This window comes from Sphingobium sp. (assembly GCF_036170395.1).
Lineage (GTDB): Bacteria > Pseudomonadota > Alphaproteobacteria > Sphingomonadales > Sphingomonadaceae > Sphingobium.
Window position 1 is genome coordinate 24,719 of the sequence record NZ_JAVHPD010000019.1, and the last position, 14,639, is coordinate 39,357.

The 14,639-nt window shown below is 67.4% G+C and carries 14 protein-coding genes; 7 read left to right on the forward strand and 7 right to left on the reverse strand.

Annotation, left to right across the window (positions count from 1 at the left end; translation table 11 throughout):
• Window positions 1–30: 30 nt before the first annotated feature.
• The 3 genes from V2B31_RS20020 to V2B31_RS06355 all read left to right on the forward strand — a co-directional run bounded on the left by V2B31_RS20020 (window position 31) and on the right by V2B31_RS06355 (window position 3,145).
• Window positions 31–1,251, forward strand: a complete 1,221-nt coding sequence (locus tag V2B31_RS20020; protein WP_443021840.1) for a TonB-dependent receptor — start codon at window positions 31–33, stop codon at window positions 1,249–1,251.
• On the forward strand, window positions 1,215–2,399 hold the full coding sequence (locus V2B31_RS20025) for a TonB-dependent receptor (RefSeq protein WP_443021857.1): 1,185 nt from the start codon (window positions 1,215–1,217) through the stop codon (window positions 2,397–2,399). The genes V2B31_RS20020 and V2B31_RS20025 overlap by 37 nt, the downstream gene beginning before the upstream one ends.
• A gap of 62 nt (window positions 2,400–2,461) precedes the next feature.
• Window positions 2,462–3,145 (forward strand): Fe2+-dependent dioxygenase, encoded by a 684-nt coding sequence (locus tag V2B31_RS06355; protein WP_328276543.1) that lies wholly within the window; start codon window positions 2,462–2,464, stop codon window positions 3,143–3,145.
• Between the two features lie 228 nt (window positions 3,146–3,373).
• Here the strand turns inward: V2B31_RS06355 and rpoZ are convergent, their stop codons facing one another.
• On the reverse strand, window positions 3,374–3,718 hold the full coding sequence (gene rpoZ / locus V2B31_RS06360) for a DNA-directed RNA polymerase subunit omega (RefSeq protein ID WP_328276546.1): 345 nt from the start codon (window positions 3,716–3,718) through the stop codon (window positions 3,374–3,376).
• Between the two features lie 88 nt (window positions 3,719–3,806).
• On the opposite strand from rpoZ, the gene V2B31_RS06365 reads away from it, so the two are divergent.
• On the forward strand, window positions 3,807–5,045 hold the full coding sequence (locus V2B31_RS06365) for a phospholipase D-like domain-containing protein (RefSeq protein ID WP_422247744.1): 1,239 nt from the start codon (window positions 3,807–3,809) through the stop codon (window positions 5,043–5,045).
• A 10-nt stretch (window positions 5,046–5,055) separates the two neighbouring features.
• Here the strand turns inward: V2B31_RS06365 and V2B31_RS06370 are convergent, their stop codons facing one another.
• From V2B31_RS06370 to V2B31_RS06385, 4 genes are all read right to left on the reverse strand, one after another.
• Complete coding sequence (locus V2B31_RS06370) at window positions 5,056–5,601, reverse strand: hypothetical protein (protein WP_328276548.1); 546 nt, start codon at window positions 5,599–5,601, stop codon at window positions 5,056–5,058.
• On the reverse strand, window positions 5,594–6,946 hold the full coding sequence (locus V2B31_RS06375; RefSeq protein WP_328276550.1) for a sensor histidine kinase: 1,353 nt from the start codon (window positions 6,944–6,946) through the stop codon (window positions 5,594–5,596). The genes V2B31_RS06370 and V2B31_RS06375 overlap by 8 nt, the downstream gene beginning before the upstream one ends.
• A complete protein-coding gene (locus V2B31_RS06380; RefSeq protein ID WP_328276552.1) occupies window positions 6,939–7,652 on the reverse strand; it encodes a response regulator transcription factor in 714 nt (237 codons plus the stop codon). The genes V2B31_RS06375 and V2B31_RS06380 overlap by 8 nt, the downstream gene beginning before the upstream one ends.
• Window positions 7,653–7,730: 78 nt before the next feature.
• A complete protein-coding gene (locus V2B31_RS06385) occupies window positions 7,731–8,561 on the reverse strand; it encodes a sulfite exporter TauE/SafE family protein (RefSeq protein ID WP_328276554.1) in 831 nt (276 codons plus the stop codon).
• A 269-nt stretch (window positions 8,562–8,830) separates the two neighbouring features.
• Between V2B31_RS06385 and V2B31_RS06390 the strand changes: the two genes are divergently transcribed.
• Window positions 8,831–10,354 (forward strand): tryptophan halogenase family protein, encoded by a 1,524-nt coding sequence (locus V2B31_RS06390; protein WP_328276556.1) that lies wholly within the window; start codon window positions 8,831–8,833, stop codon window positions 10,352–10,354.
• A 3-nt stretch (window positions 10,355–10,357) separates the two neighbouring features.
• Here V2B31_RS06390 and V2B31_RS06395 read toward each other — a convergent pair whose 3' ends face one another.
• Window positions 10,358–11,722 carry a cation:proton antiporter gene (locus V2B31_RS06395; RefSeq protein WP_328276558.1) on the reverse strand — a complete coding sequence of 455 codons (1,365 nt, stop codon included), beginning with the start codon at window positions 11,720–11,722 and terminating at the stop codon, window positions 10,358–10,360.
• 188 nt (window positions 11,723–11,910) lie between these two features.
• On the opposite strand from V2B31_RS06395, the gene V2B31_RS06400 reads away from it, so the two are divergent.
• Window positions 11,911–12,135 carry a type II toxin-antitoxin system Phd/YefM family antitoxin gene (locus V2B31_RS06400; RefSeq protein WP_328276559.1) on the forward strand — a complete coding sequence of 75 codons (225 nt, stop codon included), beginning with the start codon at window positions 11,911–11,913 and terminating at the stop codon, window positions 12,133–12,135.
• Window positions 12,135–12,626: a PIN domain-containing protein gene (locus tag V2B31_RS06405; protein WP_328276561.1), complete on the forward strand. Its 492-nt coding sequence runs from the start codon at window positions 12,135–12,137 to the stop codon at window positions 12,624–12,626. The genes V2B31_RS06400 and V2B31_RS06405 overlap by 1 nt, the downstream gene beginning before the upstream one ends.
• On the opposite strand, the gene V2B31_RS06410 is transcribed toward V2B31_RS06405, so the two are convergent.
• On the reverse strand, window positions 12,623–14,638 hold the full coding sequence (locus V2B31_RS06410) for a TonB-dependent receptor (RefSeq protein ID WP_328276563.1): 2,016 nt from the start codon (window positions 14,636–14,638) through the stop codon (window positions 12,623–12,625). The genes V2B31_RS06405 and V2B31_RS06410 overlap by 4 nt on opposite strands.
• Between the last annotated feature and the right edge of the window lies 1 nt (window position 14,639).

Sequence of the window (14,639 nt, forward strand, 5' to 3'; positions counted from 1 at the left end):
GGTCCGCTCAACCAAATAGGGGGACCATCCATGGCCGTTGCCGCAAAATCCGTTTCCTTCCTCGCGCTGAGCTGCGTCGGCGCTCTCACGACCGCGCCGGCCCAGGCGGCCGACGCGCCTGCGCCCGTCGCCGCGCAGGATTCGATCATCGTCACCGGCCAAATCTACGCCGACCAAACCGTCAATCCCAAGAACACGGCCCCGGTGCTCGACACGCCCCAGACCATCACCATCATTTCCGACCAGACGATCAAGAAGCAGAATCTGCTCACCCTGCGCGATGTGCTGACGACCGTCCCCGGCATCACCTTCGGCGCGGGCGAGGGTGGCGGCGGCTATGGCGATAGCATCAACCTGCGCGGCTATTCGGCCAACAACGACATCACCCAGGACGGGGTGCGCGACAGCGCCCAATATAGCCGCACTGATCCGTTCAACATGCAGCAGGTCGAAGTCTATAATGGCGCCAACTCGGTCTATAACGGCTCGGGATCGGTCGGCGGCACGATCAACCTCGTGTCGAAAGCGCCCCAGGCCGAAAACCTGACCATCCTCGAAGCCGGCGTCGGCACCGACGATTATTATCGCGCCACGGTGGACAGCAATATCCGCGCGTCGGACTTCATCGGCGTGCGCCTCAACGCCATGGTCCACCGCAATGACCTGCCCGGTCGCGATGTCGAGCGCTTCAAGCGCTGGGCCGTCGCTCCGTCCGTCAAGCTCGGCATGGAAGGGCCGACCAGCCTCACCCTCTCCTACTTCCACCAGGAAGACCGCAACACCCCCGTCTATGGCGTGCCCTTCTTCAAGAACGCCAACCTTGGCGGCCCGCTGCCCGGCGTCGATGACAGCGACTATTTCGGCATCGCCAATCTCGACCGGCAGGATATCGACATCGATCGCTTCACCGCCATCTTCGCCCACCAGTTCAGCGACGCCGTCTCGCTGCGCACCCTCGGCCGCTGGCAGCGCGTTCGGCAGGACAGCATCACCAGTGCGCCGCAGGGCACCTATTGCCTTGCCGGCGGCGTGCAGCCCGTCACCGCCATCGACCTCACAACCCCGCTCGCCTGCCCCGCCGGCATGGCAGCGGGCACCTACCGCCCCTCCGGCCCGCGCGGCCTCGTCCGCGACCAGCTCAACGATCTTTTTATGCCCAGACCGACCTGCGCATCGTCAGCGGCGATGCGGGCGGCATCCGCAACACGCTTGTCATCGGCGCATCGGCGACGCAGGAGGATTATCGCCTGACCAGCGCCAACCTTCTCCGCACCGCCGCCGGCGCGACCGTCGCGGAACCCGACATCAGCCTCGCCAACCCGAACACCGACTGGGTCGGCCAAGTGAACGAGATCGTCTCGGGCCGCAGCTATGGCGACAGCCGCAACCTTGCCGTCTATGCCTTCGACACGATCGAGTTCGGCCAGTTCGAGCTGAACGGCGGCCTGCGCTACGAGGATGTGCGCAACATCTTCCGCGCCGATACGATCGCGCTGCCCTCGGCCGGCGGCGGCACCACGCCCGGCATCGTCCAGCGCAGCAAGGAAAGCCTCTTCTCCTATCGCGTCGGCGCGGTGTTCAAACTGACGCAGGACGTCAGCCTCTACGCCGCTTTCGCCAACAGCAAGACGCCCTCGTCGGCCACCGTCCGCGCGGGCTGCACCACCGGATCGGGTGCGACCTTCGTCAACTTCTGCGACGTCGCCCCCGAAACCGCGCGCAGCTACGAAATCGGCGCGAAAGCCAATCTCATGGGCGGCAAGCTGCTCGCCACCGCCGCGCTTTTCCGCAACGAGCGGACCAATTACCGCGTACCCACCAACGATCCCGCCACCAACGCGAGCTTCCAGATACTCGACGGCCGCTCGCGGGTGGACGGGGTCGCGCTCGGCCTCACCGGCAACATCACCCCTGAGTGGCTGATCTTCGCCAACTATACCTATCTCGATGGCAAGATCGTGCAGGGCACGTCGGACAGCTGCATCGCCAATCCCCGCGCCACCTGTTCCAACAGCGCCGCGCTGCCCGATCCGTCGAAGGGCGACGACCTCATCCAGACGCCCAAACATTCGGGCAGCCTCTACACCAGCTACCGCCTGCCCTTCGGCCTCGAACTCGGCTATGGCGTCACCTATCAGGGCAGCTTCGCGCTCAACCAGTCCAACCTCGCCAACCGCACCCAATATCGGTCGGACGATTACTGGGTCCATCGCGCTTTTCTGTCGTGGAATTTCGAGAATGGCCTGACCGCGCAGCTCAACGTCCAGAACCTGTTCGATAAGGACTACTACACCGGCATCCGCAACAACATCAGCGCGACCAACGGCGTCGTGTCGGGCGGCTGGGCGGCGCCCGGCGAAGGGCGCGCCGCGCGGCTCAGCCTCTTCTATAGCTTCTGATCCTCGGGGCGAGCGGGGCGGGGGCGGTTGCCCATCCTTCCCCGCTCGCCTATTCGTCCCTCATGCTGATCGCCATCCCCGACCTTCTGGACGCCGACGGCGTTGCCGCTATCCGCGCTCTCATCGACGCGGGCGACTGGATCGACGGGAACGCGACCTCCGGCCCGCAGTCCGCCCTCGCCAAGCGCAACCTGCAATTGCCCGAGGACAGCGCGGCCGCGCGCCAAGCGGGCCAACTGGTGCTCGACGCGCTCGGCCGCTCCGCGCTCTTCATCGCCGCCGCGCTGCCGCTCAAAATCTACCCGCCGCTCTTCAACAGCTATGCCGGCGGGCAGGCGTTCGGCGTCCACATCGACAATGCCGTCCGCATCCAGCCCGGCACCGGCTTCCGCGTCCGCTCCGACCTGTCGATGACTGTCTTCCTCGAAGCGCCCGAAGCCTATGACGGCGGCGAGCTGACGGTGGAAACCCAGTTCGGCGTGCAGCAGGTGAAGCTCCCCGCCGGCCATGCGGTCCTCTACCCGTCCTCCTCGCTCCACCGGGTCGAGCCGGTCACGCGCGGGCGGCGCGTCGCCAGCTTCTTCTGGCTCCAGTCGATGATCCGCGACGACGCCGCCCGCCAGACGCTGTTCGATCTCGACCGCAGCGTGCAGGGCGTCGCGGCGCAACTCGGCCAGGATCATGCCGAAGTCATCCGCCTCACCGGCGTCTATCACAACCTCCTGCGCCGTTGGGCGGAGGCGTGACCGGGCTCATGCAAGGGGCCATGGCCCGAAACCTATAATATCTTGTTCCCCGGCGAAGGCCGGGGTCCAGTTCCGCGCTTTGGACTGGGCCCCGGCCTTCGCCGGGGAGCAAGATGCGTCGTTCTTATCGGTGCTGCCATTGCACCACCCGAAAACGGTCGAGGCCCGGTCCCGCTCGCGCGGGCCGGGCCTCTTTCCCTCTCCAAACCGTCAGGCGCTTGGGGCGCGTCAGCCGTCGTAATCGCCACCGATATTCTGGTTGCGCGGCGGCGCGGCGGCCGTCAGGCGCAGCGCTTCGGCCGACTGGGCGATCGACCCGATCTCGTCCGGCGTATCGTCATCGTCGATCTGCACCTTCTGGAGCGATCCGACGAGCGAGTCGTGCAGTTCGTCCGGCAGCACTGTTTCCTCGGCGATCTCGCGCAGCGCCACGACCGGATTCTTGTCGCGGTCGCGATCGATCGTCAGCTCGGCGCCGCCGGAAATCTCCCGCGCACGCTGGGCGGCGAGGAGAACGAGGTCAAAACGGTTGGTAACCTTGTCGACGCAATCTTCGACGGTAACGCGGGCCAAACAGGGCCTCCTGATATTGCGGATGGAAAATCGTGAATGCGCCGCCTAGCAGCCGGGCGGGGCGGAGTCAATAAAAGGCCATAAAGCCATGGCATGGCGCGCCCTTATGCGGCAGGTAGACCCGATGGCGACCCTTCAGTCCCAGCCCGGCCGCGCCGACGCCGATGATATATGCGTCGATATCGCCGGCCACGCCCTGCGCCTGATCGTTCGGGGGGAGGGGCTGCGCGACGCTCTCCTCGCCCTGATCGAGGGCGCGCGCGTCAGCCTCAAACTCTATTATTATATCGTCGCCGCCGACGACAGCGCCACGCGGGTGCGCGACGCCCTGATCGCGGCGCGGCGGCGGGGCGTGGCCGTTACGCTGATGATCGACGGCTTCGGCTCGGCCGACACGCCCGACAGCTTCTTCGCGCCGCTGGTCGAGGCCGGCGCGCATTTCGGCCGCTTCGGCACCCGCCGCTCGACGCGCTACCTCATCCGCAACCATCAGAAGATGGCCATCGCCGACGACGCGACGCTGTTGATCGGCGGCTTCAATGTCGAGGACGGCTATTTCGGCATTCCCCCCGAAGATTGCTGGCGCGACCTCGGCCTCCTGATAGAGGGGGCGGAGGTGCGCGCGATGAGCAACTGGTTCGGGCATATGTGGCGCTGGGTCTCGTCCGAACGGCAGGGGTTTCGCGCGCTCCGCCGCCTGGTCCGCCGCTGGCGTCCGCCGCGTGGGGGTGACCCGGCAAGCCCCTTCCGCTGGCTGATCGGCGGCCCCACCCGACGCCTCAGCCCCTGGGCGAAGCTGGTCAAACACGACCTGGAGCAGGCGCGCCGGGTCGATATGATCGCCGCATATTTCTCGCCAGGCCGCGGGATGCTCACCCGCATCGCCCGCGCCGCCCGACGTGACGGCGCGCGGATCATCCTGCCGGCGAAATCCGACAATTTCGCCACCGTCGCGGCGGCGCGGCTGCTCTATGGCCCGCTGCTCAAGCGCGGCGTCGAAATCCTCGAATATCAGCCGTGCAAGCTCCACATGAAGCTGCTCGTCATCGACGACGCCGTCTATATCGGCTCGGCCAATTTCGACATGCGCAGCCTGTTCCTCAACCTCGAACTGATGCTGCGGATCGAGGACAAGGGCTTCGCGGCGCAGGTCCGCGCCTTCGTCACCGCCGAAGCGGCGCAGAGCCGCGCCATCAACCTCGAAACCTACCGCGCCGGCCGCTCGCTCCCGACCCTCATCAAGCAATGGATCAGTTATCTGCTGGTCGGCGTGCTCGATTACACGGTGACGCGGCGGTTGAATTTCCGCAATCCCGACGCGGACTGACGCCGCGCCGTCATTTCATGATGAGGTAGAAGGCCGCCGGGCTCGCACCGCCATTTTCGATCACGATGGCATAGCGATCGGTGAAAAGCGGCATCCAGGCGCAATCGGCCTGCGGTCCGCCGACATCCTTCTGGCAGAGCGTGCTGCCGCCCGCATCCTGCACCCTAACCGATAATTTGGCGCGCCCCGCCGGGGCGACCGAAATCTGCGCGCGCTGCCCGGCCAGGAAAAGCTGGCGCAATATCACCTTGTCCCCGGCATTGAGCGCGCCGCGATGATAGGCCGGGCCGAGCGCCCGCCCGCGAAAGCCGAGCGCGGATTTGGTCACGCCCCTCGCCTCCGCCTCTTGCGTCCACAGTGCCGCGAGATCCTGCTGTCCCTCCGCCGGGGTCGCGCCCAGCGCCTTCAGCACCTGCGCCGTGTCGAGCAGAGCCGCCCCGTCGCCCGCCGCTTGCGCGGCCTCCCCCTCCAGCAGGGTGCGCAGCACCGGATCGTCGGGCATCGCTTCCGGCAGGGTAGCGGCGGTCAACAGCAGGGGCAGGACCAACCTAAGCATCGCGTTCCTCCGGCCGGACGACGAAGCGCGCGCCCGGCTCCGCATCCTCGACATGCAGCGACAGATGGTGCCGCTCCGCGATCGCACGCGCGAGCGCGAGGCCAAGGCCATGCCCCTGACCCCGCGCCCCGTCAAGGCGGACATAGCGTTCGAACACCCGCTCCCTGTCGGCGCAGGGTATGCCCGGCCCGTCATCCTGCACCGCCATGCGCGGCCCCGGCGCCAGTTCCAGCACCACCGACCCGCCGCTCGGCACATATTTGAACGCATTGTCGAGCAGGTTGGACAGCAGCCGCGTCATCTGCATCGCGTCGCCGCGCATATGGATGCCGGGCGCGATCCGCGCATGGAAACCGATGCCCAGCTCCTCCGCGCTCGCGCCATAAAGGTCCGCCAGGCTCTCGGCGATGTCGCTGAGGCTGATGTCGGCAAGGCCACGCAGGTCGCCGCGCATCGCCTGCGTTCCGGCAATGTCGAGCAGCGAGTCGAGCAGCCGCACCACCCCGCGTATCTCGGCCCGCGACTGGTCGAGCGTGCGCAGCAGCACCGGATCGTCCGTCGCCTCGATCGCTTTCAAGATGCGCGTATCGAGGTGCATCAGCGGCGTGCGGATTTCGTGCGCGGTCTGATCCGACACATGGCGCTGCGCCTCGATCAGCCGTTCGACCTGGTCCAGCGCTGCATTGGTGTTGGCGGCCAGCTCAGCGAGTTCGTCGCTCGTCCCCGCATCGGGCGCGCGCGCCGCGATCCGTCCTGCGCGCACGGCGGCAAACGTGGCGTTCACCGCCTCGACCCGCTCGCGCAGCCGCCGCGCGGCGAAATGGCCGGCGGCAAGGCTCAGCAGCGCGATCCCCGCGCCAGCGACCGCAAAGGCCGTCGCGAGCCGCGCCAGCAGCGCCTCGCCGCGCGCGTCGCTGCGCCCGACCAGCAGCCGAGCGCCGCCGCCCAGCTGCGTCGCCCGCGCGAACATCCGTTCGCCGCCGGGCAGGGTGGCAAAGCGCGCCTCCGAAACCTCGGGCGAGATGGCCGGCCAATGAGGCAGGTTGCCCGCCACCCGCCGCCCGGCCGCGTCGGTCAGCAGATACCAGCTCCGCGCGCCGTCCTCGCGATTGAGCGCCAGCCGGTCGGCGATCCGCGCCTGCAATTCCGCGCGGCCTCCGCTCACATAGATGTCGGCCAGCCCCGCCAGATCGGTGTCCACCTCCCGCGCCAGCATTGCCCGCCCGTCCTGGCGGACGATCTGCCGCACCACCAGGAACAGCGCCAGCGTGGACAGCAGGCTGACGAGCAGAGCGGACAGGGTCACCCGGCCGAACACCGACCGGAGCAGATCGGGTCTAGGCAAGGGTGGGGCCAGCGGCGGCGATCAGGCGATAGCCGGTGCCCCAGATCGTCTCCAGCACCGGCCGGTCGAACCCGTCCTCCAGCTTGCGCCGCAGCCGGCCGACATTCACGTCGACGACATTCGTCTGCGGATCGAAGCTCAGCTTCCACACATGGCGCAGCAGCATTTCGCGCGTCACTACCTCGCCGGCATGTTCCATCAGATAGCGGAACAGCTCGAACTCCTTGGGCGACAGCGGCAGATGCTTGCCCTGGCGATAGGCGGTCCGCGCCTTCACATGGCATTCGAGGTCGCCGAACAGCAGCACCGGATCATGGCTGCCGCGCCGGCTGGCCCGCCGCCACAGCGCCCGCACCCGCGCGACCAGCTCGTCCGGCTCGAACGGCTTGGCGAGATAATCGTCGACGCCGCTTTCCAGCCCCTCGACCCGATGCTCGCTGCGGCCCAGCGCGGAGAGCATCAGCACCGGCGCGCCGACGCCTGCGACGCGCAGCCGGGTGACGATGTCGATGCCCGACAGATGAGGCAGCATCCTATCGAGGATGATGACGTCATGCCCGCCGCCGCCCGCCCGGTTGAGCCCGCTGGGGCCATCGGCGGCATGATCGACGCGCATCCCCGCATCGCTCAATATGCCCGCGATATTGGCGCGCGCGGCGTCGTCATCCTCGACCAGCAATACCGATATTTGTTCCGCCTGCGCCATGACCGTTCCCCGCTCGCAGAATAAGCGAAGAACCGCCAGTGACAAAGGCTGTTAGCGCGTAATCAATGGCCTCCGGCCTCACCCTTTAACGGCGTTGCGGAACATGATGACGGCGATCGCGATCAGATAGACGCCGAAAATCTTCTTGAGCGGCCCGGCCGGCAGGCTGTGCGCGGCGGCGACGCCGAGCGGCGCGGTGAGCATCGACATGGACGAGATCGCGATGGTCGCGGGGATATTGACATAGCCCAGCGACCCCCAGGGCAGCCCGCCTTCGCCCAGGCCGATGATGGCGAAGCCGATCGTCGTCGGGATGGCGATCAGCGTGCCGATACCCGAAGCCGTCGCGATCGCGCGGTGGATGGTGCGGCCGCACAAGGTCATCACCATGATCGCGATCACCCCGCCGCCAATCCCCAGCAGCGAAGAAAAAGTGCCGAGCCCGCCGGCGATGCCCATGCGCACGATCCCGGAGGGCATCGTATCGCTCACCACCTTGCCGTTGATGCTCGGCAGCAGGAAGTTGAGCGACATGAGGCCGACGCCGCAGGCGAAGATCATCTTGAGCGTATTGCCGTTGACATGCCCCGCCAGCATCACGCCTGCGCCGCATCCCAGCACGATCCACGGCGCCCAGGCCTTCAACACCTCGAATTCCACCGCGCCGCGCTTAGCATGGGCCAGCAGCGAGCGGATCGAGGTGACGATGATCGTCGCGGCCGACGTGCCGATCGCGACATGGGCGATCCCGTCATGCGTTCCGCCCAGCAGCGGCAGCACGACGAGCAACGCAGGCACGACGACGAAGCCGCCGCCGATGCCGAAAATCCCCGCCGCGAAACCCGCGATCAGGCCCGCCGCCAGCATCGAAACCAGCGGCACCAGCCAGCTCATGACGTCGCCGTGCATTTACCGCGTCCCTTCCTGGCCTGCATGGCGCACGCCCATGGTGCGGCGATCGCCCTGGCTTATCAAGGCGGCGGAACGGAAAAAATCGACCATGTCGTAAAACCATGCCTCTCTTCGGCGGAACCTGACTCGAAAGCGCGCGCGCGGCATCGCTGACATGGGGCTGAACGAACCGGCCAGGAAAATCCGTAACCTAGGGCGGGCAGAAGTTTGCACGCCGGGCGAACAGAGCATTTCCGCAGTGGCCGGCTTGCGCTAGGCTACCGGCCATGACGGGCGCGCGCAGCATCATGATCGTGGGGGCCGGCACCGCCGGCTGGCTGACCGCCGCCTATCTCGCCCGCTTCTTCGCGCTGGCGGGGCAGGGGGATATGTCCATCACCCTGCTCGAATCCCCGGACCTCGGCATTATCGGCGTGGGGGAGGGGACATTCCCCACCATCCGGGGCACGCTCGATTTCCTCGGCATAGACGAAACCGCCTTCCTGCGCGCGACCTCCGCGACCTTCAAACAGGGGATACGCTTCGACGACTGGCTGCACGCCCCCGCGCCGGACGGCCGACGTCATCACTATGTCCACCCCTTCGAAGCGCCGCTCCAGACCAACGACGCCGATCTGCTCGCCGCCTGGCTGGCGCAGGACTCAGCGACGCGCCTGCCCTTCGCCCAGGCGATGAGCATCCAGCATGGCGTGGCGCTGCACGGCCGCGCGCCCAAGCGGCCGGAGGAGGGGGCCTATGCCGCTCCGCTCAGCTACGCCTATCATTTCGACGCCACGAAGTTCGCTGCCCTGCTGCGGGACCGGGCGGTCGAACTCGGCGTGCGCCACCTGACCGATCATCTGACCGGGGTCGAGCGCGGCGAAGACGGCAAGATCGCCCGCATCCTGACCCGCGACCGGGGGCCGCTCAGCGCCGATCTCTATATCGACTGCACCGGCTTTCGCGCCGAACTGATCGGCCGCGCGCTCGGCGCGCCGTTCCGATCGGTGCGGCATCAGCTTTTCACCGACCGCGCGCTCGCCTGCAAAATCCCCTATGACCGCCCCGACGCGCCGATCCAAAGCGTCACCATCGCCGCCGCCCATGAAGCGGGCTGGACCTGGGACATCGGGCTGGAGGGCGCGCGCGGCATCGGCTGCGTCTATTCCTCCGCCCATATGGATGAGGACGGGGCGGCGAAAATCCTGCGCGCCCATATCGGCCATGATCGCTTCCAGCCGCGCCTCATCCCCTTCGATCCCGGCTATCGCGAGGCGCAGTGGATCGGCAATTGCGTGGCCGTGGGCCTGTCCGGGGGCTTCCTCGAACCGCTCGAATCCACCGGCATCCTGCTGATCGAGGCAGCGGTGGCGATGATCGCCGAACTCTTCCCGCTCGCCGGCCCGATCGATGCCCCCGCGTCCCGTTTCAATCAACTGATGGTCGGCCGATACGAGCGGATCGTGGATTTCCTGAAGCTCCATTATTGCCTCAGCCGCCGCGACGAACCCTTCTGGCGCGACAATGCCGACCCGGCCTCGATGCCCGAAAGCCTGCGCGCGCATCTGGATCAATGGCGCTACCGCCCGCCCGGCCGCTTCGATTTTACGCTCGACCTCGAGAGCTTCGCCCCCTTCAACTATCATTATATCCTCTACGGCATGGACTATCCGACTATGCCGCCGCCGCGCCCGGCCACGGCGTCGCCCCGCGCCGCCGACCGCCTGTTCGCGCGCGTGCAAAGCTACAGCGATCAGGCCACCCGCGACCTCCCCACCAACCGCGCCTTTCTGGAAGAGATTGGGGCCTGATCGTCAGGCCGCCGCCAGCGTCCCGTCGCGCGGACCCAGCACCCCGCTCGCCCGCGCCTTGCGGCCATAGACCGCCTCGAACAGCGGGGTCGCCATCACCGTGGTCACGATCGCCATCAACACCAGCATCGAAAACAGAGTCGGGCCGATGATCCCCTTTTGCAAGCCGATGTTGATGATGATGAGCTCCATAAGGCCGCGCGAATTCATCAGCGCGCCGATGCCGAGCGCCGTGGCGTTATCCTCGCCGGTCAGCCGCGCGGCGGCATAGCAGGCGCCGAACTTGGCGAGGATCGACACCGCCAGCACCGCGATCGCGATCAGCAGCAGCTCGACCGAATTGACCATGTCCATCCGCGTGTTCAGCCCCGAATAGGTGAAGAACATCGGCAGCAGCAGCACGACCGCGATCGGCTCCACCTTCTGCTTCAGTTCCTCCACGAACAACCCGCGCGGCATGCACACGCCCATCAGGAACCCGCCGAAAATCGCATGAATGCCGATCGCGTCCATCAGGAAGGCGGACAGGCAGAACAGCAGGATCGTGACCGCGAGGATGGTCATGCTCATCTCGCCGCGCGCTTCGACCGCGCGGCCGAGCGGCGCGAGCAGCCTGCGCCCGACGAGCAGCATGAAGGCGGCGTAGAGGATCGCCCCGCCGATCGCGATCACCGCCACCCCCGCGCCCGCGCCGAAAGTCGCCAGCACCACCGCCAGCACGCACCAGGACGCCGCATCGTCGAACGCGCCCGCCGTCAGCGCCAGCGTGCCGAGCGACGAATCTGCGAGGCCATTCTCGTTGATGATCCGCGCCAGCATCGGAAAGGCGGTCAGCGCAATGCACGCCCCCATGAACAAAGTGGCGCTGGCCTGGCTGATGCCAGCCGCGAACAGCCCCGGCACCTCGACCAGCATCGGGGTTATCAGTGCGGCAAGCAGGAAGGGGGCGAGGATGCCGGCGGCCGACACCGTCGCCGCGCTGCGCGCCTTGGACTGGAAATGATCGAGCCGCAATGTGAGCCCGACCATGAACATGTAAAGCCCCACGCCAAGCTGCGCGCCGACATACAGGACGTTGCGCGTCTCCTGGGGGAAGATCGCATTCTGGATGTCGGGGAATGCGAGGCCGAGCAGCGACGGCCCCAGCACGACGCCGGCGATCATCTCGCCCACCACCTGCGGTTGCTTGAGCAGCTTCTGCCCCAGCCAGCCGACGACGCGGCAGGTGGCGATGATGATCGCGAGCTGGAGGAAGAAATGGATGCTGAAGTCGGACGGCGTGTAGCTTTTGGCCGCGGTCACCGCTGGCCCATGCGGATTGAGTATGTCGGTCAGCGCCGCCCAGGCGCCCGTCAGCAGGTCCATCATCCATCCCCCGTCGTTCGGCGTGTCGCCGCGATTTGCGCCAAGGGACGACGGCGCGACGTGGAGCGCAAATGGAAAATCATCGGCGGCGCCATTTTTCTAGTCCGCTCGCCCCATCTGTTGCACCGCCTCCACATTGTAGGTACATCGCTACAAGGTAGCGCAATCATTTTTGGCCAGGGAGTCCTTGCATGAAGGTCATGACCAGCCGCGAATTCAACCAGGATGTCAGCGCCGCCAAGCGAATCGCCCGCGCCGAACCCCTCTTCGTCACCGATCGCGGCCGCCCCACCCATGTGCTGATGAGCATCGACCAGTATCGCCGCCTGAGCGGGGAGGGCGACAATATCGTCGATCTGCTCGCCGCGCCGGAGGGCGATAGTGCGATTCAGCTGTCCCACTCGCTGTTCTCTTAATGTATCTTCTCGACACCCCGATCCTGCTTCAGCTCCGCGCCGCCCGCGTGGCGGAGGGCGACAAGCGCGTGTCCGTCTGGGCTTCCAGAGTGTCGCGCGACCGGCTCTTCATCTCGGCCCTGTCGCTGGCCGACCTTGGCGCGCTCGCCACCCGGATCGGGCGGCAGGACAAGGCGGCGGGCGCGACGATGCGGAACTGGATCGGCCAGCAGCTTGTTCCGGCCTTTGACGGACACATCCTCCCGATCGACGCCGCTATCGCCCTGCGGCGCGGCGACATCGCGGTCGAGGAGGATCGTCCGGCGCTGCTCGCCGCGACGGCGGCCGAACATGGCCTGACCCTCGTCACGCTCGACCCCGCCGGTTACCGCCGCGCCCGCATCCGCCTGCTCGACCCGCGCGAAGGCGACACCGCCCAAGCGCAGGACTGGCGCGCCGCCGCCCTCCAGAGCCGCCCCAAGGGCCTGCGCGGCCTTTTCATCCGGGGTTAGCCCCCGACGCTCACCCCGATCCACAACGTCCGCGGCGTGCCGAGGTCGATCGACCCGCCGGCATTGCGGGTGACGACATCCTCATCGAACAGATTCTCGCCCCGCGCCACCAGCGTGATCCCCTGCCCGATCGGCACCCGCGCCAGCGCGTCCAGAGTCAGCGCGTCGGGCAGCACGTCGCTTTGCAGATCGTCCTCATATTGCGCCCCGACATAACGCAACGTCCCCGACAGGGTCGGCCCCTGCGCCGGGCTATAGGCCAAAGTCGCGCTCGCCGCATGGCGCGGCGTCTGCGCCGGGCGGAAGCCGTCGAAAGCCGCCCCCGGCGCGTCCACCTTGCTGCGGACATAGGCGTAGGAGGCGGACAACCGCATGTCGCCCAGCGTCGCCTCGGCGGTCACCTCCACCCCCTTGGCGACGATCGCGTCCACATTGCGCCGCTGCCGGGTCGTGGCGTTCAAGGTCACATTGGCGATGGCGTCGTCCAGCCGGTTGTAGAAAGCCGTCGCCGACAGCTTAGCCCCGGCCGCCGGGCTGAGGTCGACGCCAGCTTCAACCCCCTTCAACTTCTCGGGGTCCAGCGCCGCATTGGCCTGGGTCGTGATCGGGAAGACCACGAACGGCCGGTACAGTTCATTGAGCGTCGGCAGGCGAAAGCCGCTATAGGCCGCCGCCCGCAGCGCCACCGCATCGCTCGCCTGCACCAGCGCACCGACCCGCCCGGAAAACTGCCAGTCCGACCGATCGGCAAAGTCCGTCCCGCTCGCTATTCCCGTCGCGGTCGCGACCTGCCGGTAGAAGCCGTCCCGGATCGTCCAGCGATCGGCCCGCGCCCCGCCGGTCAGCACCAGCCGGCCCAGCGTCCAGTCATCCTCGACAAAGACACCGCTCGTCCACTGCTCGCCTCCGGCATGGCGCAGCGCCGTGCGCGGGTTCGCCGCCACCCCGGCATTATAGGCGTCCTCATACATGTCGCCGGTGGCGAAGCGCGTATCGACCCCCAGCCGCAGCAGATGCCCCCCGCCCACCGGCGGCCGCAGCTCGATTTTCCCGCCGATCCCGGTCGATGGCGTGTTGCGCTGGTCGAGCGATTTGCGGAACGGCGCGTTGGACGAAATCACGATGTTCGAGAAGTTGCGCGCCTGGACATAGGCGAGCGCATCCACCTGCCACAGCCCGCGCGCGACATAGCGGATGCTCGCATCCTGCCCCTGGCTCATGCTATCCGCGCCCCGGAACCGCAGCGTCCGCTGGTCCTCGAACAGGGTCGCGCGGAACTGAAGCTCGGACGAGGCCGACAGGGGCGCGACCGCGCGCAGATTGGCCGACCAGCCGTCATAGGCCGCCGGCACGCTCGCCGAAACCCGCTGTGACCTTGGCGTGGTCTGGAACCCTTCGCCCCGATCCCACCGGCCGGACAGCGACACATAGCCGCCACCCAGATCCTGCGTCAGTCCGGCAGACAATTCGGTCGCGTCGCGGCTGCCGTAGAAGGCGCTGGCCGAGAGGTCGGGCAACTGGTCCCGCGTCCCGCTCGCCAGCTCGATCGTGCCTGCCACCGCGCCCGCGCCGAACGCGCCGATCCCGCCGCCGCGCGTCACCCGCACCACCGACAGCCGCTCAGGAACGAGGGCGCTGAAGGGGATATAACCGAAGAAGGGATCGGCCACCGGCACACCATCAAGCAGCACCAGGGTCCGGCTCGACGCATTGCCGCCCAGCGCCCGCAGCGTCGCCCCCTGGTTGGAGGGATTGGACGACCGGCTGTCCGACCGGCGGAACTGCTGGAATCCCGCCACGTCGCCCAGCACGTTCTCGATCCGCCCCGACGCGCTGTCCATCAGCCGGTCGCGCCCGATCGTCACTGATCCATAGGCCGGCGTCCCCGGCGGCAGCGGCAACCCCGCGCCGGTGACGATGATCGTCGTGCCGTCGCCCGCCTCGTCGGGGGCTTGCGCCATCAGCGGAGTGGGCAGGGCCAGCATCAACGCTGACAGGCAATATGATTTCATG

What these genes read in the sequence shown, in the direction of transcription:
- V2B31_RS20020 (WP_443021840.1), top strand. Translation starts at nt 31, where the DNA reads ATGGCCGTTGCCGCAAAATCCGTTTCCTTCCTCGCGCTGAGCTGCGTC.
- V2B31_RS06355 (WP_328276543.1), top strand. Translation starts at nt 2,462, where the DNA reads ATGCTGATCGCCATCCCCGACCTTCTGGACGCCGACGGCGTTGCCGCT.
- V2B31_RS06365 (WP_422247744.1), top strand. Translation starts at nt 3,807, where the DNA reads ATGGCATGGCGCGCCCTTATGCGGCAGGTAGACCCGATGGCGACCCTT.
- V2B31_RS06370 (WP_328276548.1), bottom strand. Translation starts at nt 5,601, where the DNA reads ATGCTTAGGTTGGTCCTGCCCCTGCTGTTGACCGCCGCTACCCTGCCG.
- V2B31_RS06380 (WP_328276552.1), bottom strand. Translation starts at nt 7,652, where the DNA reads ATGGCGCAGGCGGAACAAATATCGGTATTGCTGGTCGAGGATGACGAC.
- V2B31_RS06385 (WP_328276554.1), bottom strand. Translation starts at nt 8,561, where the DNA reads ATGCACGGCGACGTCATGAGCTGGCTGGTGCCGCTGGTTTCGATGCTG.
- V2B31_RS06390 (WP_328276556.1), top strand. Translation starts at nt 8,831, where the DNA reads ATGACGGGCGCGCGCAGCATCATGATCGTGGGGGCCGGCACCGCCGGC.
- V2B31_RS06395 (WP_328276558.1), bottom strand. Translation starts at nt 11,722, where the DNA reads ATGATGGACCTGCTGACGGGCGCCTGGGCGGCGCTGACCGACATACTC.
- V2B31_RS06400 (WP_328276559.1), top strand. Translation starts at nt 11,911, where the DNA reads ATGAAGGTCATGACCAGCCGCGAATTCAACCAGGATGTCAGCGCCGCC.
- V2B31_RS06405 (WP_328276561.1), top strand. Translation starts at nt 12,135, where the DNA reads ATGTATCTTCTCGACACCCCGATCCTGCTTCAGCTCCGCGCCGCCCGC.
- V2B31_RS06410 (WP_328276563.1), bottom strand. Translation starts at nt 14,638, where the DNA reads ATGAAATCATATTGCCTGTCAGCGTTGATGCTGGCCCTGCCCACTCCG.